The 20637-nt window shown below is 68.6% G+C and carries 17 protein-coding genes and 1 pseudogene; 13 read left to right on the top strand and 5 right to left on the bottom strand.

Annotation, left to right across the window (positions count from 1 at the left end; genetic code table 11):
- Positions 1-31 precede the first annotated feature (31 nt).
- The 6 genes and pseudogenes from ACIP5W_RS10905 to ACIP5W_RS10880 all read left to right on the top strand — a co-directional run bounded on the left by ACIP5W_RS10905 (position 32) and on the right by ACIP5W_RS10880 (position 4905).
- Positions 32-1720 (top strand): thiopeptide-type bacteriocin biosynthesis protein, encoded by a 1689-nt coding sequence (locus tag ACIP5W_RS10905; RefSeq protein WP_401469982.1) that lies wholly within the window; start codon positions 32-34, stop codon positions 1718-1720.
- Positions 1721-2030: 310 nt separating this feature from the next.
- Positions 2031-2249, top strand: a complete 219-nt coding sequence (locus ACIP5W_RS10900; protein ID WP_401469979.1) for a hypothetical protein — start codon at positions 2031-2033, stop codon at positions 2247-2249.
- Positions 2250-2256: 7 nt separating this feature from the next.
- A pseudogene (locus ACIP5W_RS10895) lies at positions 2257-2789 on the top strand (GNAT family N-acetyltransferase).
- Positions 2790-2852: 63 nt separating this feature from the next.
- A complete protein-coding gene (locus ACIP5W_RS10890) occupies positions 2853-3653 on the top strand; it encodes a DUF6042 family protein (RefSeq protein ID WP_401469976.1) in 801 nt (266 codons plus the stop codon).
- The gene (locus ACIP5W_RS10885) at positions 3650-4213 is read left to right on the top strand and encodes an AAA family ATPase (protein WP_401469973.1); all 564 of its coding nucleotides are present in this window, start codon (positions 3650-3652) and stop codon (positions 4211-4213) included. The genes ACIP5W_RS10890 and ACIP5W_RS10885 overlap by 4 nt, the downstream gene beginning before the upstream one ends.
- A 491-nt stretch (positions 4214-4704) precedes the next feature.
- Positions 4705-4905, top strand: a complete 201-nt coding sequence (locus ACIP5W_RS10880) for a hypothetical protein (protein WP_401469970.1) — start codon at positions 4705-4707, stop codon at positions 4903-4905.
- A 103-nt stretch (positions 4906-5008) separates the two neighbouring features.
- Here ACIP5W_RS10880 and ACIP5W_RS10875 read toward each other — a convergent pair whose 3' ends face one another.
- Both ACIP5W_RS10875 and ACIP5W_RS10870 read right to left on the bottom strand, forming a co-directional pair.
- Positions 5009-5791 (bottom strand): transposase family protein, encoded by a 783-nt coding sequence (locus ACIP5W_RS10875; RefSeq protein ID WP_401469967.1) that lies wholly within the window; start codon positions 5789-5791, stop codon positions 5009-5011.
- Positions 5792-6149: 358 nt separating this feature from the next.
- The gene (locus tag ACIP5W_RS10870) at positions 6150-6782 is read right to left on the bottom strand and encodes a hypothetical protein (RefSeq protein ID WP_401469964.1); all 633 of its coding nucleotides are present in this window, start codon (positions 6780-6782) and stop codon (positions 6150-6152) included.
- Positions 6783-7032: 250 nt separating this feature from the next.
- On the opposite strand from ACIP5W_RS10870, the gene ACIP5W_RS10865 reads away from it, so the two are divergent.
- The 3 genes from ACIP5W_RS10865 to ACIP5W_RS10855 all read left to right on the top strand — a co-directional run bounded on the left by ACIP5W_RS10865 (position 7033) and on the right by ACIP5W_RS10855 (position 10413).
- Positions 7033-7404 (top strand): hypothetical protein, encoded by a 372-nt coding sequence (locus ACIP5W_RS10865; protein ID WP_401469961.1) that lies wholly within the window; start codon positions 7033-7035, stop codon positions 7402-7404.
- 354 nt (positions 7405-7758) lie between these two features.
- Positions 7759-9045: an AAA family ATPase gene (locus ACIP5W_RS10860; RefSeq protein ID WP_401469958.1), complete on the top strand. Its 1287-nt coding sequence runs from the start codon at positions 7759-7761 to the stop codon at positions 9043-9045.
- A 105-nt stretch (positions 9046-9150) separates the two neighbouring features.
- Complete coding sequence (locus ACIP5W_RS10855) at positions 9151-10413, top strand: hypothetical protein (RefSeq protein ID WP_401469955.1); 1263 nt, start codon at positions 9151-9153, stop codon at positions 10411-10413.
- Between the two features lie 391 nt (positions 10414-10804).
- Here the strand turns inward: ACIP5W_RS10855 and ACIP5W_RS10850 are convergent, their stop codons facing one another.
- The 3 genes from ACIP5W_RS10850 to ACIP5W_RS10840 all read right to left on the bottom strand — a co-directional run bounded on the left by ACIP5W_RS10850 (position 10805) and on the right by ACIP5W_RS10840 (position 15369).
- Positions 10805-13642, bottom strand: coding sequence for a dsDNA nuclease domain-containing protein (locus tag ACIP5W_RS10850; protein WP_401469952.1), 2838 nt, complete (start codon positions 13640-13642; stop codon positions 10805-10807).
- A gap of 305 nt (positions 13643-13947) precedes the next feature.
- On the bottom strand, positions 13948-14496 hold the full coding sequence (locus tag ACIP5W_RS10845) for an STAS-like domain-containing protein (RefSeq protein WP_401469950.1): 549 nt from the start codon (positions 14494-14496) through the stop codon (positions 13948-13950).
- Between the two features lie 24 nt (positions 14497-14520).
- Positions 14521-15369, bottom strand: a complete 849-nt coding sequence (locus tag ACIP5W_RS10840; RefSeq protein ID WP_401469947.1) for a hypothetical protein — start codon at positions 15367-15369, stop codon at positions 14521-14523.
- A 94-nt stretch (positions 15370-15463) separates the two neighbouring features.
- Between ACIP5W_RS10840 and ACIP5W_RS10835 the strand changes: the two genes are divergently transcribed.
- The 4 genes from ACIP5W_RS10835 (at position 15464) to ACIP5W_RS10820 (ending at position 20637) form a co-directional block, all read left to right on the top strand.
- A complete protein-coding gene (locus ACIP5W_RS10835; protein ID WP_401469945.1) occupies positions 15464-16474 on the top strand; it encodes a cyclic GMP-AMP synthase DncV-like nucleotidyltransferase in 1011 nt (336 codons plus the stop codon).
- On the top strand, positions 16471-18207 hold the full coding sequence (locus tag ACIP5W_RS10830; protein WP_401469942.1) for a ThiF family adenylyltransferase: 1737 nt from the start codon (positions 16471-16473) through the stop codon (positions 18205-18207). Before ACIP5W_RS10835 ends, ACIP5W_RS10830 begins: the two co-directional genes overlap by 4 nt.
- A gap of 101 nt (positions 18208-18308) precedes the next feature.
- Positions 18309-19469: an SAVED domain-containing protein gene (locus ACIP5W_RS10825; protein WP_401469939.1), complete on the top strand. Its 1161-nt coding sequence runs from the start codon at positions 18309-18311 to the stop codon at positions 19467-19469.
- 241 nt (positions 19470-19710) lie between these two features.
- Positions 19711-20637, top strand: a complete 927-nt coding sequence (locus tag ACIP5W_RS10820) for a CBASS cGAMP-activated phospholipase (RefSeq protein ID WP_401469936.1) — start codon at positions 19711-19713, stop codon at positions 20635-20637.

The raw sequence follows: 20637 nt of genomic DNA, 5'->3' as shown, positions 1-20637 counted from the left end.
GACCCCGCCCCCCGAACGAACGAGGTCCTCCATGACGACGACCGGCACCTGGCACAGCTACCACCTCTTCCTGCACTCGCACACGGAGGACATCGACGCCTTCCTCACCGAGGAGGCGGCCGGGCTGCTGGACGGACTGGTCGCTTCGGGGCAGGCAGCCAAGTGGTTCTTCGTCCGGTACGGGGAAGGAGGACCGCACCTGCGGATCCGGGTCGCGGGGCTGAGCCCCTCGGCCGCCGCGGAGCTGCCGTCCACGCTGGCCCGGGCCGCAGAGGCGGTGCCGTCCGTGGGCGGCCCGTGGCCCTCGCACCACGGTGAGGTCCGTGTGGTGGAGTACGTCCCCGAAACACGCCGCTACGGCGGCCCGCGGGCGCTGTCCACGGCCGAGGACGTCTTCACGGTCTCCTCCCGGGTGGCCGTGGCGGCGCTGCGCGCGCTCCGGCGGCAGCCGGCCGGCGGGTCGGGCCGGCTCGTCCTCGCGGCCGACCTGGCACACGCCACGGCGTACGCCCTGGGCATGGACCGGGTCGCGGCGGCGAAGTGGCTGCGGGGCCACGCGGCGGGTTGGCGCTGGGTCACCGAGGTGCCCCTGCTGCCGGCCGCGGCCGTGCACATACGGGTCAACTCCGTTTACGCGGCCCAGCGTTCCGCGCTGGGCCGCCGGGCGGCGTCCCTGTGGCAAGGACTGGCGGAGGGCGGGGCCGGGGAACCCTGGCTGGTGGAGTGGGCGGACCGGGTCCGCGCGGCGGACGGGATGCTGCGAGCCCGAACGGAGTTCGCGCCCGCCGACACGGACGCGGTGCTGCGGTGGGTGTGGGCGTCGCAGCTGCACATGCTCCTCAACCGGCTCGGCGTCTCCCCGGACGAGGAACGCGCGGTGTGCCGGCTCGCCGCCCGCACACTGCTGGACACGGACGAGCCGGTGTCGTACTTCCCGCAGGGGCATCGCGCGCCCGACCGGCAGTACCTGGAGAGGAGTCAGATCCGGATCGGCCGCAACGAGGACTCCGCCCTGCGCCAGGCTCCCCCCGACGCGACGGCCCGTCCCGACGGCCCCGGTACGCCGCTGCCGGCGGACCCGCTGCCCGATGTCTCGTTGTCCGCGGCACTGGCGGGACGGTCGTCCGCGCGCGGCGAGATCGGCGGGCCGCTGGACGCCGGCACGCTCGGCGCGTTGCTGTGGAACGCGCTGGCGGAGAGCAGCCGGACCCGGAGGCTGCTCCCGGACGGCTCGGACCGGATCTACACCCATCGCCCCTACCCGAGCGCGGGCGCCCTCCACACCGCACGGGTGCGGCTGCTCGTCCTCGACGTGGCGGGGCTCCCCGCGGCGACGTACGACTGCGTGCCGGAGCACCGGACGCTGCGCCGGGTGGGCCCGGCACCCGAGAAAGCCGAGGTCGAGGCGCTGTCGACCTATTTCTCCCGTCCCGAGGAGGACCCGGACCGGATCGGTGTCGACGGCGCGCCGGTCGTCGCCGGGCTGTACGTGGAGCTGGGCCTGCTGCGCCGGCGCTACGGCCTGCGGGCGCTGCGCCTCGGACTGCTGGAGACGGGGCACCTGGCGCAGACGCTCCTGCTGACCGCCGCCGCCCTGGGGGTCGTGGGCACGCCGCTCGGCGGCTTCCACGACGACCTGGCACACGAACTGCTGGGCCTGGACGACATGGACCAGCCGCTCCAGTACCTGCTGCCGCTCGGGCGCCGCACGGACGGCTGACGGCACGGCTCACGGTGGCCGGTGAACGCCCTCACCGTCGAGCAGCACGCCGGCGACGGCCAGGGCCGGACGGGCCGGCCGTCGGCGGGGCCCCGGAGCGCGTTCTGCGGCAGCCGCCCGAGCGTCCGGCCGAGCGTCCGTCCGAGCGTGCGGGCCCGGTCCGCCCCGGGGACCTCGATGAGCAGGCCGAAGCGGCGCCGCACCGCTCTGCCGTGCCGAAAACCTCATCCGCCTGATCCGGCGCCCCATGAGGTTCCTCGTGCTGCGCGCTGTGACGTGACTGTTCCTCGCCGCGGAATGGCTGCGCCCCTTGCTGAACCGGCCGCACGGCCTCCTGCGGTGCGAGAACATCGTCCTGTCGGGCGACGTACCCGGTACCCGGCACCGTGACCTGCCGGCCCGGCCGCACTGGGTGCTGAAGAACCTCTACGGCCCGGTCGGGGTGATGTTCGGCAAGTTCTACGCGGGAGAAGAGCAAGTCACCGCGGCTGGCCACCAGATCCCGGCCGCCCCACCGCGAAGGAGCTGACCACCGCATGGTGCCCCTGCGCGCCCTGCCCCTCGACGACGCCCCCGCCCTCACCCGCATCCACAGCGGAACCTCCATCCGACACACCACCGGCAGGCCCCTCACCCTCAACCAGGCCCACGACAAGATCCGCACCGCTCTCGCCCGAGCCGCCGAGACCCCCCGCACGCAGTGGAGCTGGGGCATCCTCCACGAGAGCGACCTGATCGGCCCGATCTCCCTGCGCCGTCCCACCCCGGCCATGGGCACCATCAGCTACACCCTCCGGGAAGACAGCTGGGGCAACGGCTACGCCACCGAGGCCGCCCACCGGGTCAAGGTGCGGCCCCCGGAAGTCGGTCGGCACTGGGAAGAGCACGGGACATGCCTGCGCCCGCCGCTCCTCATCGACCGGCGTCTCCTGGCCCCGGCGGACAGCGGACAGCGGACAGCGGACTGCAGGTCCTGGAGGGCCGCACCCGCGTCGGAGTGCTGGTGGGCCGCCTCCGCGAGCAGCTGCGCGTCGCTCCCACCCACCAGGCGTGGGTGGCGCGTTTGTGAGAACCTGCCGCGTCTCGCTGCGTACGCTGCGAGCATCGAGGTGTTTTCGAGGAAGAGCTGTGGATGACTGAGAAGGCGTCTGTGCCCGGGCCGCGCCGGGACATGGCGATGCACAACGACTGGTGGGCGTCGGGCTGGGAGCACGTCCTGCCCCGGCAGGGCTTCCCGCTGACCATGCTGATCGGGACGGCGTGCCAGCCCGGTTTCACCGGCTCCCTGGACGACCTGGTGCAGGAGCTCTTCGACGGCCGCTGGGACATGATCGGCGGCGACCTCGACGGTCCCCTCACCTTCTCCTGGCCCGATGAGGAAGGGGACCACCAGGCGGCGCCGGAGGGCCGCGAGGCATGCGAGGCGGCCCGCTGGGAGCAGTTCAGCGCCATGCTGACGACAGCCGGCTTCCCGGTGCCCGCCACCGTGCGGGACCTGTCCGAGCTTTACCTGACGTGGGGCCTGGCCCGCCGCGAGGAAACACCCGACGGCACCCGATGGTCCATGCCCGCCGTGCTGCCACTGCCCGGCGACCTGCTGCCCCTGGACCCCGAACTCACCGAGCGCCTCGACGGGATCCGCTGGACGATGCGCACCGGCCCGCTCCTCGACACCCTCATCGACCACCTGGTCAACGATCTGGGTGAACCGGCAGAGACCCTCACCTCCCTGGACCGGCTGGCGGCAGCCACGGACCAGGACGTCGACGACGTCCGGCTCGCTCTCGCGGAACTCGTGAAATCCGGCGACGCCCGTGTCCGGCGCGGCGAGGAGCCGGCCGACGCGGAACGCCTGGAAGCCCACCGCCGCTTCCGCCTGGTCATGGACTGGGAGCACTTCCACGAGAACCGCATCCAGGTGAGCCGCGGGTGACTGAGGCCGCGCACGGCACCGTGGGGACCAGCGACACGCGCCTGATCGTGCTCCGCGGCAACAGCGCCTCGGGCAAGTCCTCCGTCACGGCCCGCCTGCGCGAGAAGTTCGGCCGCAACCTCGCCGTCGTCGCCCAGGACAACCTGCGCCGCATCGTGCTGCGCGAACGCGACCGGCCCGGCGGCGCCAACATCGGCCTGATCGACCTCACCGCCCGCCACGCCCTGGACCACGGCTTCCACGTCGTCGTCGAAGGCATCCTGTACGCCGACCGCTACGGCACGATGCTCCAGGACCTGGTGCGCGCCCACCAGGGCGTCACACGGTGCTACTACCTCCACGTGCCCTTCGAGGAGACAGTGCTCCGGCACGCGACGAAACCAGACGCCGAGTACCTCGCGCACGTCAACGAGGGCCACCTACGCGACTGGTACCGAGAGAAGGACCTGCTCCCAGGCGGCCTCGAGACCGTCATCGACGCGGCCAGCACCCTGGACGACACGGTCCAACAGATCCTCTCCGAGAGCGGCCTGGACGGCATCCTCCCGATCGACCGCTGAGGGGCGCCACCGCAGGTACGGTCATCACCACGGCACCGACGACGGCACACACCAGCGGACCCAGGGCGCAATGGGCGTGGAGAACGGATCGCAGAGCATCCCGTGAGGCGGCGAGTGGCGACGCCACCTCCGCCCCGATGCCGAGATGGATCTCGTGCGCTCGTGGATGCGCCGTGTCGAATGCCCTACCTGCAAGGCAGCCACAGGGCGGCCCTGCCGCACCGCAGGCGGCCGCCCGACCAACGAACACCGTGCACGCCGTGATGCCGTCGGCCCCATCCCGTACGCGAAGTGGCGCAAGGAGGGCCTCATCCCCGAGCAGCGGACGTACACGATCCCGGCCGTGCTCAAGGAGCCGGAGAAGGCCCGCGCCGACTACAACGTGGACACCGCCCTGGCCGACGCTGTGGCAGTCGTCCGCATGTTCCTCGCCGACCGGCTCGGGTTGTTCCTCCAGGCCGGAGGAGGCCACGGACCGCATCGACGACGCCGTGCGCAAACTGATCGAGGTCCGCGGCCCGGTGGGGACGGCCGACGTGGTCACCGTCCTGGCCAGCCAAGTCGCCTCGCTGCTGGCTGCGAACGCCGGACCCGACGGCGACCCGGAGGCCCTGTTCGACACGATGATCCGCGCGCAGATCGACATGGTCCGCAGGATGAATGCGATCGAGAAGGAACGAGCCGACGGCTGACCAGCCGGTCAACGCCCATCGTGACCGCGATCTGGGCAACGAACACTTACGAGCTCGTGCACGGTGAGCGGTGGGACGTCGCGAACTTCAGCGTGGTCCGAGTTCACGTCTGCCGTGTCGGGTTCAGGTCCACGGTCTGCTGGTGGGACAGCAGGCCGGCGATCGCTTGGATGGTGTCGCTGATGTGTTCGCGGCGGCCGAGGTGACGGGACAAGGCCCGCCAGTTCTTCAGGTGGGCGATGCCGTGCTCGACACGGATACGGCGTGAGGAGTGTGCCTTACGCTGGCGTTCGTGCATCTCCTCGTACCAGTCCGGGGCGTTCTTCTTGAACTTGCGGTGTGGTGGTGTCACCACCCGGCCGCCTGTCTGGGCGCCCAGACCCTGGTAGCCGGCATCCGCGAGGATCTCCAGCGCGGGTCCGCCGTCCAGGAGCCTGACCAGCCCTAATTGGCGGGCGTGGGTGATGTCTGCGCAGCTGCCGTGCTGAGCCGGGCTGCAGAAGAGGACGCGGCCGTCGCCGTCCGTGACGACCATGGTCTTGACGCCGTTCTGCTTGCTCTTGCCGGAGATGAACTTGTCCCGGTCCTTGCGTCCGGCAGCGGGACGCCTGACGCGGATCTCGGTTCCGTCGATGATGCCGGTCTTCCCGCTGGTTCCCAGGTGGTCGACGACCTCGGCCAGGGTCCGCAGCCGCACTCCGGGGCTGATGGTGCACCCTCGCTCGGCGAGCAGTGGCCGCACCTCGCCGACGGCACGGGTGACGGTGGAGCGGTCCACACCGAACCAGCAGGCCAGCACGTCATGAGTGACGGCATGGTGCAGATGCACGAGCGTCGCCAGGAGCCGGTCGACGAACACCAGCCGGTGTTTCGCGCCCGCGCCCACAGCCCGCTTCCGCGGCCTGGACGCGAGCTTGGCCTGGTGTCGCTCGTGCCACAACGGTCCTACCTCAGCAACGAGTTCAGCGATCACGCCAGCCGACAGGCCGGTGATCCTCCGGTTGCTGATGATCGCTGCACGAGACGCGTTCCCCACCACACGACCATGATCGACGATCGAGAACTCGACATCTCACCGCTTACCGTGCACGAGCTCGTTAGCTCAGTTCGGAGGGAGGAGTCGACGCGGTACCCCAGCAGGGCGGGTTGCCTGGTCTGTAGGGGCGGGCAACCCGTTCACGTACGTCATCCGATCTCGGCGCCGCCGGCAGTTGGTTCGCCTCCATCGGCTGACCGAAGGGTTCTCAACGGTCAGCGACGTGACGGCGCCACTGCTCGGACTCTTCATCCCAGTAGATCGTTACGGTACGGCCCTTCTCGGCTGGCATGGCCAGGGCTTCGAGATCGGTCGCAGCCAGGGCGATGAGCGCCGCGTCGGGCAGACTCGACGGCACGCTGAAGCGAAGGCCTGCTGCTGTTTCCTCTACGAATATCTGCGTCATGCCGCTATGGATTTGAGGTGCACCTTTCCGGCCGATCATGCGGCGAGTGGTTGCCCGGGCGACTTCGAACGCTTGCTGCCCGGCCTGAGCGGCGATGGATTGCAGGAACGGTAGGACCGCTGCCGTCACTGTCACTCCGGAGAAGGCTGCCAGAGCGGTCATGATCTCGGCGTTCCCAGTGTGTATGTGAATCCGATCGCCTGCATTGAAGACGGCATGCCCACCGAGCGCACGCCACTCTGGGGCAAGGTCTGGGGACCTCAGGTGGCCGTGGAGTTCCTGCAAAAGGAGGGTGCTTTCCGCCGACGAGACCGCGCGGGTGGCCTGCGCTCGGTCCAACCACTTCCGCATGTCGTCGGGGCTGGCTTGGCCCGTCAACCACTCCAGGTAGATCGCAAGTACCACTCCCCGTTCAGCCCGAACCCTCTGGCTCATGGTGTCCCCCTCCTGAAGTCCAGCGTCCCATCGTGCCCGAACGTCGGGCTCTCGACAGAGAACCCCCGATGACTCTTCGTCCAACGAGTCGGCTAACGAGCTCGGTGATGACTACGCAGTCAGTTGGTGTCTGGAAAGCCTGGAGCGCACCCCACACGCCGTCACCGAGGTCTTCCGCTATCTCGCCATCACCGGCCGTTCGCGGGAGCGCGAGATCACCAGCCATCTGGCACGGTTCATCGATCAGGGTGTGAGTGCGTCGTTCCCTTTCACCGAACAGCGCATCCTGCGCTACTTCCTGAGCACCCAGGACAGCCCTGCGAAGACGAAAGAGGCCGCGTGGATGGTCCTGGAAGACCGCAGCCGTCAGGACTACTCCCGCGAGGTCGCCGCCCGCTACGCCGGGCAGCATGCCTCCCTCGCCGAGTCCTGTATCCTTCGCAACCGCTTCGAGCGCGAGCAGATACCTGCTGTGCGGAGGGCGCTGCTTGTAGGCCTCTATGAGTCCGGACATCTGACGAGCGACTACCTCAGCAAGGTCAAGGACGCCTACGCGCACCTTCGATGGACCTGCACATTCCTGGCCACCGAACCCGACATAGCCCTTCCGAAGATCGGATGATCATGACCCAGCCGTTCCGGCAGATTGACACCGTGCGCGCCGAACTGGAGCGCATCAAGGGCAACTGCCTCTACACCGCTGTGAGTGGGTGGTGGGGTGGCAGTGGGTGGGTGTCAGCGGGCTTGTGATGTGGGTGTCCTGGTAGCGGGTGTGGGGCGGGGTTGTGGTCGCTGTCATGGGGTGACCAAGTGGCTGTTGTGGTGTGGCTAGCAGGTTGGTTGCTGGCTGTCATGGCTTTCGCTGTTCCTGTGTGAAGGGCTGGCGGGGTCGGGTGGGCTGGGCCGTATGACGGTTCAGGGGGTTTCGGCGGGTGAGTTCCGGGCGGGGTCGGCTGGGGCTGCGCCGATGGGGGGTGTGCCGTTGGCGCGGGGTGTGGTGGTGCGTCGGCTTCTTGCGGTGGATGGGGAGGGGACGCTGACTGCGCTGCATGTGCGGATCGCGGCGGAGCTGGCGGGTGTGTCGGAGCGGACGGTGTGGCGGTGGCTGGCCGATGGGCGCCGGGGCCATGTCGAGGCGCGGCCGCGGCAGGACGGGTTTTCGCTGAGCGACGCCTTGTGGGAGGTCCTGGCTCAGGCGGGCGGGAACGTCGCGGAGTTGCGGCGCAGGATGCTCCGGGCCCAGGAAGAGGGGGCGTTGGAGGGGTGGGGTGCGCAGTGTGTGCCCTCGCTGCCGACGCTGCACCGCGTGATCAAGCGGGACCTGGGGGCGGGCCGGGTTCTTGAAGTGGCCCGTCCGGCTGGGGCCATGGTGGGGCTGGAGCCGAGCCGGTATGACCGGGCGCTGGCGGATCTGGGGCTCGTGGACGGGGCGGGGGGTCCGCTTGTTGTCGACGGGCCGCCCGCCGATGTGCCGCCCGCCGATGTGCCGGTGCCGGAGGGCGCCGCGGACGCGGGGTTGCGGGGCGGTGGTGTGCGGTTGTACGTGCCGGGGGCCCGGCTGGTGTCCACACGGCAGGTGGCCGCTGTGGCGGAGGCTGTGGGGCATACGGTCGCGGCCCGCGGGATGTGCTGTGTGTACGGGGATACGGGCCTGGGGAAGACGGTCGCCGTCGAGCAGGCGTTGCATCTTCTGCCCGGCCGGGTGCCGGTGTGGCGGGCGGTGGCCGGCGTAGCACCTGGTCTACCGCAGCTGCGGGCCTCGCTGTGTGAAGCGCTCGGGCTGCCGTCGGGAGCGCTGCCGCACCGGGCCGGGCCGGCCAGCCAGGCTCTGACGCGGGCACTGGCGGAGCCGGGTGTGCTGTTTGTCGATGATGCCCAGCGGCTGACGCCGCCATTGCTGGATTATCTGCGGCAGTTGTGGGACGCGCCGGGCTGTGCGGCGGCGCTGGTGCTGTGCGGGGCGGGAAGCGAGCGGGCTCTCGCCCGTGCTTCGGCGCTGCGCTCGCGCGTGCTGACCTGGCACCAGGTCGGCCGGCTTGAGCCGTCTCAAGTCCCGCAGACGCTGACCCTGTTCCATCCCGTGTGGGCGCAGGCGGACCCGGAGGATCTTGCGTGGGCGGATGAGCAGATGGCGCGCGGCAATTTCCGCACGTGGGCGAAGATCACGTCGCATGTCTACGCGGCCCGTGAGCGCGGCCCCGCACGGCGTGTGGGCCGGGAGCTGATCGAGCAGGCCTGCGCGCGTCTTGGCCCCTACCCGTGACGGTCCGCGCTGCTCGGAGGGCTCGTGTAGGGGTCCTTCACCTGTTCCGACGGGGTGAGCGAAGACGGGCTTTACGGAAAGCGGATGAGAACGAAGGGGCATGGCGTGGACGGGCAGCCGATGGTGCCGCCGGAGGATCCGGCCGGTGTTTTGGGGGAGGAGTCGCTGACGGCGTTGCGGGCGCCGGCGGTGCGTCGTCTGCTGGCGCTGCGCGCCGAGCGGCGGCTGTCGCGGGAGCATGTGCGTCTGGCTGGGGAGTGTCTGGGGGTGTCGGAGCGGACGGTGTGGCGGTGGCTGGCTGAGGCCTCCCGGTCGCCCCGGGCCGCGCTGCGCCCTGGGGAACGCAGTGGTGACCGGTTCGAGGTCACCAGGGAGATCCGGGTGCTGTTGGCGTACTGGCACGGCAACGCTTCCGCGGTCCACCGTCAGTTGGTGGCCCGGGCCGAGACCGGCGGCCGTGACGGTCAGCCGACGGCGGCGTCTGAATCGGCGGCTTCTCCTGCGGGCGCCCCGCCGGCTGCGGTGCCGTTGCTGGACCCGGTGCCGTCGTTGTCGACGTTCCTGCGCGCGGTGCGTCGTGATCTCACCGTGGGGGAGCGGGCCGGTCTTGCGACGGGGCCGGACGCGGCCCGCGCGCATGACGTCTTCGGTAAACGGGCGGCCTCCTGGCGCAATTACGTATGGGAGGCCGATCATGTCCAGGCACCGCTGCTGGTCGATGCCGACGGTGACCTGGTGCGCCCGTGGGTGACCTGGTTCATCGACACCGCCACCAAAGTCATCACCGGCACCGCGGTCACCCCTGGCGTTCCTTCCCGCGCCTCCGTGCTGGTCGCGCTGCGCGCCGCTGTGCTGCGTGAGGAGCCCTACGGTCCCGCGGGAGGGACACCGGAGCAGGTGCGGGTGGACCGGGGCAAGGACTTCCTGTCGACCACCGTCACCGCCGCGTTCGGCACGATGGGTGTGACGGTGAAGGACCTTCCCGCTTACAGCCCCCATCTCAAGGGCACGGTGGAAAACCTCAACCGAGCCGTTGACCGGATGCTGTTCGCGGCCCTGCCCGGCTACACCCTCACCAAGCCCCGCTCCGGCCGGCGACACAAAGGCGTGGGCAAGCCGGAGACGTCCGATGCCATGTCGTTTCAGGACTTCACCGCGGAGGTGCTGGCCTGGACCCACTGGTGGAACACCGAGCACCGTCCCAAGGCGCTGTCCGGCCGGACGCCGCTTGAGGCATGGCAGGCCGATCCGACTCCCGTCACCGACGTCCCCGCCGCCGACCTGTCCCGGTCCTCTTTTGGTGAGCAGCTCCTTGAGCGTCGACCTGCGGATTGCTCAGTTCGGGGAGCGGAGCGCGCCCGGGGTTGACCAATAGTCAGTGTTGGCCCGGTCGGTGGCTTTGTGTCCGTCACCTGCGGGTTCGTGAGTGGTCTGGCTGGCCTGCTCTTCATGAGCGTTGATTGCTCAGTGCGCGAGAGCCGTCAGTAGTAGTGGACGAGGCAGCTGGTTGGAGTGGTGGTCGGGTGATCTTGCTTAGGCGCCTTCAACTGCTGGTGAATGGTGGGTTGTTCATGGGGGTCGTGACTGGTCATCGCACTCGTCGCCCCTCCCGGGCACGCTCTCGTCTCTGGCCCATCGGCCTGGCTGCTGCGGCAGCCGACGTCGCAGCGTCAGGCGGGGAGAGCTGGAATCCAGGGCGCCTCTTCCTCCGCCCATCGGCCATCGTGATCTTGACCAGGGATGCGGAGCTGCTGCGCGCTCAGCAGCCGGCTGAGAGCTCGTCGGTGATCTGCCTGCCGCGCGGATCTCCCAGATCGTCCAGTGTCTGGGCGGCGGCAATGCACCAGTCGATCCAGTCCGGGTCACCCCGGTAGTCCTCGATCAGTGTGTGCAGCGAGTGAACGGCCGCTTCAGATTCCAGTGCTGCGAGTCGCCTTGCCGCGTCGAGGCGGTCGTCGAAAGGGAGGTCCGCTGCTTCGGCGAGGTGTTCCAGGGCGCGGCAGGCGCGCTCGTCGCCGGAAGACAGGAGTACTTCAGCGGCGCGTACCCGGACGGAGCCGTCCAGGTAGGGATCGTGGACGAGCCGGTAGCAGGCCTCTTCCCCTCGCGGCTGGTCCAGTTCCAGCAGCCGTCTGGCAGCGAGGAGGCGGTCGCTGAAGTCCGGGTTGTGGGGGTCCTCGTTGAACTCATCGTCAAGACCTTGATCGTCCGCCAGCGTCTCCAACGCGGTTGTGCCCCGCTGCAGGTCCAGTTCCGCCAGCACACTCGCCGCCCAGACACGTGGGGTGGCCTCGCCATCGGGATCCGCGCACGCTGTTGCCATCGCCTGCGCGGCCGCCTGGACCAGTGGTTTCCACTGGTCGGCGAGCAGGGTGCCCAGAGACAGCAGGGTGGCGATCAGCAGGCACCCGCGGATGTTGTCAGGCACCGCCAGGTCCTTGAGGCAGGGGAGTGGATCGGTTGGCGGGGCGGTTCCGGGGTCGATGAGGAACCCGATGTAGGAGGCGGTGTCTATCGGCGCACCCCACGGGTTTGTTTCTCCATCTTCCTTCCAGGGGCCGAGCAGCCGGTCGAGCTCACGGGCATGGGAAGAGGGGGCGCGTGCGAGGTGGCGTGCAGCGCAGTACTCCTGGAGGGTCTGATGGGGGAAGGCGAAACCGTCTCCGGTGATGGTGAGCAGCCCGGTGCGCCCAAGGATCGAGGACAGGAATTGGTTCCAGTCGTCTTCCGGAACGGCGCGGGGGCGGCGGGCGCCGTCCAGGGCGGCCAGCGCGCCGGCCCAGGACGCTTCGCTGCCGCTGTGATGGCCGAACGCCAGGCTGTCGATCGTCTCCGGCAGCTGGTCGAGCAGGTCATGGGCCCGTGACATGGCCGTGGGGCCGAACCGGGCAAGGGCGGCCTCGGCCTGGTTGCGGACGCCCGACTGGTCCCGGCCGCTCATACGGCGGTGCAGCAGGTCGGTGAACTTCGCATACAGAGCCCCGCGGGTGTCCGGCAGTGACTGCCCGGGATCTGCGGCATACAGCTGGCACAACATCGTGGCCATGAGCGGAGTGAGGGCGAAATCGGTGAGGTAGGCGTCGTCCAGCACACGGACGAGCCGGCGTGCCGCCTTGTGGGATTCGGGTACGCCCAAGCCGTCCAGGATGCGCTGGGCCGCCTCGGACAGTTCGCTGCGGGAGAAGGGCATCACCTGGTAGCGGGGCACACCAGGGCCCAGGACGCGCACTTCCTTCTCAGGGAGCGGCCGGCTGGCCACGACGAACCGGTACAGGGGGTCGGGCTCGGCGGCGAAGTTCGTCAGGGTGCGCAGGAGGTTCTGCCTGTCTTCCCGGTCGGTGATCTCATCGAGTCCGTCGACCAGCACGAGCCAGAAGGCGCCCGGGGCAGGCCTGTCGAGAAAGAGCTCGTCGGACAGCGTCCGCTGCAGTGCGAAAGTGGCCAGCTGTCTGGTTGCCGCTGCCGCCAGAGCGCTCGGCAGGGGAGAGCCGAGCAGCGCCGTGGCCGGCACCGTCACCCCGAGCAGCCCCTGGCCGGGGGCCGGCCAGCTCTCGGCCGATTCGGCTTGCACAGCGCGCAGGAGGCTGGACTTCCCGCCGCCCGGGCCGGCAAGCACCAGACACACGGGTGCGCGCCCCAAGAGCGCTGCGGCGTCTGCAACATCGCCGGGAGACTGATCCGCCGGACTGCCGCTCGGCTGCCCGCTCTCAGGTGTGATCCGTCGCAGGCGCTGAGGCACGTAGACGGAACTCAGCGACGGCATGCCCGGCGACTCGGCCTCGGGATAGGGATGTACTTGTGCTGCACGCTGGCTCGCGCGCACGTAGTCGGCCAGGTCCGGGCGGTCCAGGCGCAGTGCGACGTCGCTCAGTTTGTGCGGCGTCAGGCGCTTGCGCAGAACCCTCTCCGGGACATCGAGCCGAGTCACCAGCGCCTGCCAACGCGGTCCCAGGCGGCCGTCCATCGCGAGCCTGACCCGATTGAGGAGATCCGCGTGCAGAGCCTCTGCTTCTCCGACCCGCAGATGCGGGGCCACATCGAAGAGCGCATCGCGGTTGCGGCGCTCCAGCTCGTATCGGTCCGGCAGCTCCTCGATGCGAACCAGCCGCAGGAACCCCGCAGTCTCGGCAGCGTCCGCACCAAGGTGCCTGGCGATCCTGTCCAGCCGCTGCGCGCTGTCACCTCCCCGCCCCTGCGCGACGGCTCGCACATCGGTGTCGGAGCTCAGCACACCCTCCACGCCGGCCGTCAGGACGTATGTGAGGTCCGGGTGCTCTCTCAAGACCCGATGAGTGCGCAGAAGGCTTGCCAGCGCCTTGCTCCTGAGCACGCCGGACAGGGTCCAATTCTTCTGCTCCTCACGGGACTTGATCTGCTGGAAGTCCCACAGCAGGGCTCCGCCCTGTGCCGTGCCGTCGGTTCGGGCGACCAGGACATCCTCGAAATGCTCACAGGTCACATGGAGCACTCCGCCACCCGCCAGCATCTCCATCACCGCGCGGAGGGCGGCCTGTGCCTGATAGGCGAAGCGCTCCCCGGTTGCTGAACCCGTGTCGTCGGGCGCCGGAAGACGGCCCGGATCCTGCATCTCCGACATCCCCCCTGTGGGTCGGTTCCCTGGCACGGCAGCATAGTGACAACGTGTCATGCGGACTGCCGGCCGGCGCCGGTCACCGACTGGAGGAAACACCAGTGACCGGACCGATGCCTGCACCTGGCGGGACCCGTGCTACGGGCTGCAGTACACGGTGAAGGTGCCTTTGGTGAGCGCCTTGACGTAGGAATGGGCGCCGGCGAGGAGGTGCTGCTGCTCGCTGCTGCACTCGGCTGCCGAGAGCAGCGTCAGAGCGGCGGCGATTTGCTCAGATGCCTGCCGAAGGTGCCAAAGTGCCGGGTGAGCTCCTACGGCAGGGTATACATGAACTCCTTGCCGCCCCGCTCAGGGCCAGGTGCGCGGTTGCGGCTCAAGGCTCCCGCTTGGACAAGGCGTTTAAGCCGGTTGTTGGCGTTGGTGACGGAAATACCGAGTGTTTCGGCCAGCTCCTGGGCACGGAAGGTGCCGAGGCGGCGGGCCTGGGCGTAGGTGTCCGGCATGACAGTGGTGTCGCCCAGCAATGTGTGGTCCTCGCCCTGGACGGCGAACTGCTTGCGACGCTCGAGGCAGACGGCGACGGACTCGCGGGTCTCCTCGTTCAGCCCGACCAGCCGGACTGCGGCTGCCTGCACGTCGCCAGCGGCCAGGGACACGTAGAGCTTGCCGAGGAACTCGTCCACGAAGCTGTGGGTCATGGCTTCGGTGCCGGTGAAGTCGATTTCCAGTATCGGCGCCGGGCCGATTGATCTGAGCGCGCTCTCCAGCTCGCCGCGCTTGTGTGCCCCCGTGCCGCGGGTGGACAGGAATGTACCCGGTTTGCTGACGGGGAAGGTGAGCATTTGCTTATTCGCCTTCATTGAACGCATTGAAGCACAGTGCGGTTAACCGGGGAACGAGACTCTCAGCCAGGCCCAGGTGCCTGCCACCCGCTCGGGGGTGCGCCGATAGGAGGTAAAGGCGTGCTCCCGGTAGTGGCTGGCCGTCACGGCGCCGTCGCCGCTGCGCAGGATCAGGCTCGTGATCGCGGTCTCTCTGACCCCGTCCAGAACATCAGGAAGACCGTAGCCGCGGTCCTCGCCTGTTCCGCTGACGCGGGGACTCAGCGCACGTCCCAGCGCGTGGATGCTGTCGGTTACGTCCGAGTGCTGCTGGTTGCGGCGCAGGTGATTGAGTACTCCGACTCCGGTGTCGCAGACCGAGACCTCCAGTCGCCTGCGACCGGTGGTCCTGCCGCTGTAGGCCTGCGCGGTAATGAAGGCGCCCAACTCGCTGCTTCCGTGGCTCACCGCGTTGTCGATGAGCTCACCCAGCCCAGTGAACGCCTGTCTTCCGAAGCGCTTTCCCAGGTGGCTGGTTGCGACGAACCCGATCCGTTGGTTCACGTCACGGACCGCCGCTCCCGTAAGGCGGGTGACCTCCAGCAGGCTCGCCGAGTGATCGTTGCGCTCGCCCTCGGAGAGGGAGCCCACGATGTGAGATCCGTCTGGCAAGTGCTTCAACAGGTCCATGCGCTGCAGATATGAGGCCACGCCACGGCGTTCGGGCAGGAGCAGGGCGATCTGCGTGCCGCTGGCCGCGTGAGTGTGGGTGAGCGCGGCCACGGCGGCGAGATCCAGCGGACTGGCGAACTCCAGGTGGCGGGCATCGACGGTCAATCCGGGCCGGGCGGTTTCCTGCAGGCGCAGGGTGCCGCGCAGCAAGGGGTGGCGGCCAGGCAGCTCAAGTAACACGGCACACCAGCATGCCATCCGGTCGGCCGTGCTGCGACCGTCTGTCGTACCCCTGTGCTACGGTTTCACGAACTTCAATGAAGACGATGTACGGATGGTGCCAGTGCAGCTCACCGCCTGTTTCAACACGTTCCTCACGGACACGGTCAACCTGAGCCGGTTCAAGCTCGAGCTGCTCGACGAGCGAGTGGGCAACGTTTACCGGGCCTTGAAAGAGGACGAGGAGATCGGGCATCTCGTCCTCGACAAGATCCCTCAGGGGTCGTGGGCGCAGAGGACCATCATCGACCCGGTCGGTGACAACGAGTTCGACGCCGACTTCCTCCTCCTGATGGAGGAGAACCCGGACTGGCACGACAGCCCCAAGACCTACATCGACAAGGTCTACGCCGCGCTGCACCGGCACAGTCGCTACGGCGAGATGCCGCACTCGCGCAAGTGCCGTTGCGTGCGTCTCGTCTACAAGAACTCGATGCACGTGGACATCGTTCCCTACGTGCAGCTCAGCGACGGCCGCAGTGTCATCGTCAACCGGGACGACAACTGCTGGGAGGCGACGGACCCCGAGGGCTTCACGACCTGGATGCGCCAGCAGGATGGCATCACCGGTGGGAACCTGCGCAAGGTCATCCGGCTGATGAAGTACCTCCGTGACCACAAGAACTCCTTCACTGGGACCCGGTCGATCATCCTGACGACCCTGCTCGGAAACCAGGTCAGCGAGACGAAGAAGCTGCTGGACCCCGGCTACTACGCCAACGTGCCCACGACCCTGCTCCACCTCGTCCAGGACCTGAACACCTACCTGCAGGCCAACCCCACCAAGCCGTCGATCGCCGACCCCTCCGGGTCGGGGGTCACCTTCGACCACCGGTGGACCCAGGCCACCTACACCTACTTCCGCGAGCGGATCCGCGTGCACGCCGCAGAGATCGAGGACGCGTACCACGAGCCGGACAAGGAGACCAGCATCGAGCTGTGGCAGGACCTGTTCGGCAGCGGCTTCAAGGAGCCCGAGACGCAGCAGAGCAGCGCGAAGTTCCCCGCCGCGGCCACGTCCGTGGCCGCCGTGACGACGACGGGACGGTCGGGGCGCGCTGGATGAGCAGGCGCAACTCCGGGCGGCCTGGCGCCCCCACTTCGTGGCAGAAGAAGGCGCTCGCAGATCTCCGCACGATCGCCGCCGAGCAGCCGGACATGCTGCGCGTCGTAGGAGCGGCGGAGCGTACGGATGACGGCGCTGTGGCGGTCACGATCGAGATCGACACGAAGGGAACCGTCTGGGTGGAGGGCGGGCTCCCGCTCCAGCTGCGCGAGCAGTTCGTCCTGCGCATCCCGCCCCATCCGCTGCTGCCCCCGCAGGTGGACGTCACCCATACGCGGTTCCTCGGACACCCCCACGTCCTGCAGGGCCACCGGCTATGCCTGTACCTGGACCCCGCCCGGGAGTGGAACCCGACCAACGGTATCCGCTCCAGCCTCGACCGCCTGTGGGGCTGGCTCAGCGATGCCGCGGGCAACCGGTTCGACGCCTCGACCGCCCTGTTTCACGCGGTGGGCGGCGTCCTGCACCAGTCCGCGGCAGCTCCCACCATCGTCGTGCGCGAACCCGTGCCACCAAAGAACGTACAGGCCGGATACCTGATCCCCAGGACTGTTCAGCGCCTGGACCTCACCTTCATCCCCCGAGAGCCTCCCGCGGCACGCCTACCGGTCATCACCGCCCCAACACCTCTGCCGATGGGAGCCGGCACCACACTCGTACAACTCCTGCAGCAGATCGATGCATCGCCCGGCAGCGCCGCCGCTCCGTTCGCACCCGCCGTGCTGACCTCCCTGGTGACCAGCGTGGTCAGAAACGCCTACGGCACACCGCAGTACTTCCTCCTGGCCGTGCCCCACCCTGCCGGAGGGCCACCCCACCTGATCGCGGGCCGGATCCCGGCAATCGCCGCCGATGAACTACGCGACCTCGCACGGCGCCATCCCGGTTCTCTGAACAAGATCACGCCCAGCGCGGTCAACCCGACCGTCCCGATCGAATGGTGCCGCGTGTCCGACGAACGCCAAGCTGTCAGCACCCGCCGCGACACGAGCCGCCCCGTCAACAACTACCAGGACAAACACGTCCACATCTGGGGCTGCGGGGGCATCGGATCCTGGACAGCGGAGTTCATCGCACGGGCCGGAGCCGCACACATCACGCTGTGCGACCCCGGCGTCGTCACCGGCGGACTGCTCGTCCGCCAGAACTTCCTCGAGACCGACATCGGCGAGACCAAGGCCGCCGCACTCGCCGACCGCCTGCGCAACATCGACGACAAACTGACCGTCGACATCGCCCCAGGCGCCCTCCCCGAGAACGCTGAACAGGTCATGCACCAGGCCGACCTCGTCATCGATGCCACCATCAGCCTGGCCATCGGGCAAGCCCTGGAGGTCCTCGCGCGCACACCCGACCGCAAGGCCACCCTCGCCCAGATCGCCACAGACACCCGCACCGGGACCCTGGGTGTCCTCACCGCCTGCGCCCCGGACACCCTCCAAGGACCCCACACCCTGGACTCCCAGGCCGGCCTCTCCGTACTCGGCGACCACAGACTGGAGCTGTACCACCCTCTGTGGCAAGAAGCAGAACACGGCGACGAACTCGTACCAACCCGTGGCTGCTCCGTCCCCACCTTCCACGGATCCTCAGCCGACCTCGCCGCCGTCGCCGCCACGCTCACCACGTTCCTCGGCATGCAGATGGCGGCGTCGACGTCAGGAACCCACCTGATCGCCCTTCCGCACGCCCACAGCGGACCCCATCATCACTACGTCCCCCATACCTCCTAAACCGCTGGAGTGCGGCGCCACGCACCCGACCGAGCCACAAGCTCCAACGACAGCACGCGACCAACCGATGCCTGCGCCAGGGAACCAAAGGAGCCGCCCCCGTGGCACGCAAGTCCATCCCCGAAGTCGAGCGACTCAAGGTGTGGGTCCGCGCCGGCGGACGGTGCGAACTGTGCGGGACCTACCTTCTCGAGGGAAGACTGACCTATCAGGACTTCACCCTGGGAGAGCTCGCCCACATCGTCGGACAGGAGGCCACTGCCAAGTCACCGCGGGGCATGGACCCCCTGCCGAAGGACGAACGCGACCTCGCCGACAATCTCATGCTGCTGTGCCGCGGTGAGCACAACGAAATCGACCGCAAGGGATCGCTCGATGTCATGACGGTCGAACGGCTGCGACGCATCAAACGCGACCGAGAGGAATGGATCCGACGAGTGACCGCCCTCAGGCCCGACGCAGGCACCGTGGTGATCCGCCTCATCGGACAAGTCCGCGGCCAGGAAGTCGAACTCACCAAACCGACTGCCGCGGATGCGGTCATTCGCTCCGAAGAACGATTCCCCGAGTTCCCCCTCAGCCTCCACGGCGACGGCTTCGAGGTGGACCTGCGCCGTTTCCCCCATGAAAAGACGGCCGGCCCCACCTACTGGGAACAATGCAAGCAGCAGATCGACCGGATCCTCGAGCACAAGCTGGCAGAGGCACTGCGCGAAGATTCAGTGCACCACGTGAGCGTCTTCGCCTTCGCCCGCCTGCCCCTGCTCGTCTACTTCGGCTCCCGTCTGGACGACACCTTCACCGTCTCCATCTACCAGCGGCACCGCAGCACCGAATCATGGTGCTGGCCCGACCCCGGCGATGCGCCGAGGCGCTTCGTCACCGATGCGCCCCACACTTCTCACCCCGATGCGCGGGAGGCAGTGCTGCTCTTGAACATCTCCGGATCGATTCACGCAGCAGAGCTCCCCGAACAACTTGCCGGCCTTCCGCGCTGGACGATCCGCCCCCAGGGCATCACACCATCCGTCGATGTGATCAATTCGGCTTCCACGCTCGAGGAGTTCACATCCGTCCTTCGGCAACTCCTGTCTGAGCTGGAGGCCAGCCACAAGGGCATGCGACGACTGCATGTGCTGGCCGCAGTGCCCGTTTCGGCCGCAGTGACACTCGGCCGCGTACACGATGCCAACGTCCACCCCACCTTGGTCATCTACGACCGTACCGACGGCCAGTACACGACGGCCTTGGAGATCTCCTGATGGCGCCGGCAAGGGATGCTCTCGAAGAGAGCGTCGATACCCCGGCACGAACCGTGCTCCGACAGCGTCACCAAAGGGCTCTACGCGGCCTTCAACTGTCCACGATGGCGCAGCCATTGATGAACTGACGTTCTGATCACCAGAGGACGTAGTCTCGACGGCGAAGATCTGGCCCAGCCGGGCCAGCCCTACAACGAACAGCACAACGGGGGCGGTTCAACTGACCGAGCGTTTCCAGATCTTGGCCCTGGACGGCGGCGGCTTCCGCGGCATGTTCTCCGCCGCGGTCCTCGCCCGCCTCGAGGAAGACCTCGACATCCGCATCGCCGACCACTTCGACCTGATCGCCGGCACCTCGACCGGCGGTATCATCGCGCTCGGCCTCGGCCTGGGCCTCACACCCCGCGAGATCCTCACCTTCTACACCGAGCACGGCCCGCGGATCTTCCGCGACCGCTCCAGACTGCGCGGCCTGCGCCACCTCCTGCGCGCAAAGTACAGCACCGAGCCCCTGCGGGCGGCGCTCACCGACGTCTTCGGTGAACGGACCTTCGGAGAGAGCACCAAACGCCTGGTGATCACCTCCTACAACATCGCCGCCGACGACGTCTACCTCTTCCGGACCCCGCACCTGCTCACCCTCAAACGGGACTGGCGGGAAAAGGCCGTCAACGTCGCCCTCGCCACCTCCGCCGCCCCCACCTACCTGCCCGGCATGCCCCTAGACGGTGCCCGCCTCGTCGACGGCGGCGTCTGGGCCAACAACCCCACCATGGTCGCGCTCACCGAGGCCGTCGGACCCTTGTCCGTCCCCCTCGAAGCCATCAAGATCTTCAGCCTCGGCACCACCACCGACGTCCGCAGCCGCCACCGCCGTCTCGACCGCGGCGGCCTGGTGCCCTGGGCCGGCGACGCCGTCGAAATCCTCATGCGAGCCCAGAGCGAAAGCGCCGCCAAACAGGTGCGCCACTTCATAGGCAAGGACAACGTCCTGCGCCTCAACCCGACCGTCCCCACCGGAGCCGTCGCGCTCGACAACGTCGACACCCAGACCCTCTCCGGACTGGCAGGCCACGTCAGCCGCGACGTCTCCCCGGCCGTCCACCGCACCTTCTGCGATCACCGCGCCCCCGCCTACACCCCCTGCCACCCCACCCGCCAGGAATGA

Source organism: Streptomyces sp. NPDC088766 (genome assembly GCF_044750845.1).
GTDB lineage: Bacteria > Actinomycetota > Actinomycetes > Streptomycetales > Streptomycetaceae > Streptomyces.
This window is presented reverse-complemented; position numbering and strand designations above follow the sequence as displayed.

What these genes read in the sequence shown, in the direction of transcription:
- ACIP5W_RS10905 (WP_401469982.1), top strand. Translation starts at nt 32, where the DNA reads ATGACGACGACCGGCACCTGGCACAGCTACCACCTCTTCCTGCACTCG.
- ACIP5W_RS10890 (WP_401469976.1), top strand. Translation starts at nt 2,853, where the DNA reads ATGACTGAGAAGGCGTCTGTGCCCGGGCCGCGCCGGGACATGGCGATG.
- ACIP5W_RS10870 (WP_401469964.1), bottom strand. Translation starts at nt 6,782, where the DNA reads ATGAGCCAGAGGGTTCGGGCTGAACGGGGAGTGGTACTTGCGATCTAC.
- ACIP5W_RS10850 (WP_401469952.1), bottom strand. Translation starts at nt 13,642, where the DNA reads ATGTCGGAGATGCAGGATCCGGGCCGTCTTCCGGCGCCCGACGACACG.
- ACIP5W_RS10845 (WP_401469950.1), bottom strand. Translation starts at nt 14,496, where the DNA reads ATGAAGGCGAATAAGCAAATGCTCACCTTCCCCGTCAGCAAACCGGGT.
- ACIP5W_RS10835 (WP_401469945.1), top strand. Translation starts at nt 15,464, where the DNA reads ATGGTGCCAGTGCAGCTCACCGCCTGTTTCAACACGTTCCTCACGGAC.
- ACIP5W_RS10830 (WP_401469942.1), top strand. Translation starts at nt 16,471, where the DNA reads ATGAGCAGGCGCAACTCCGGGCGGCCTGGCGCCCCCACTTCGTGGCAG.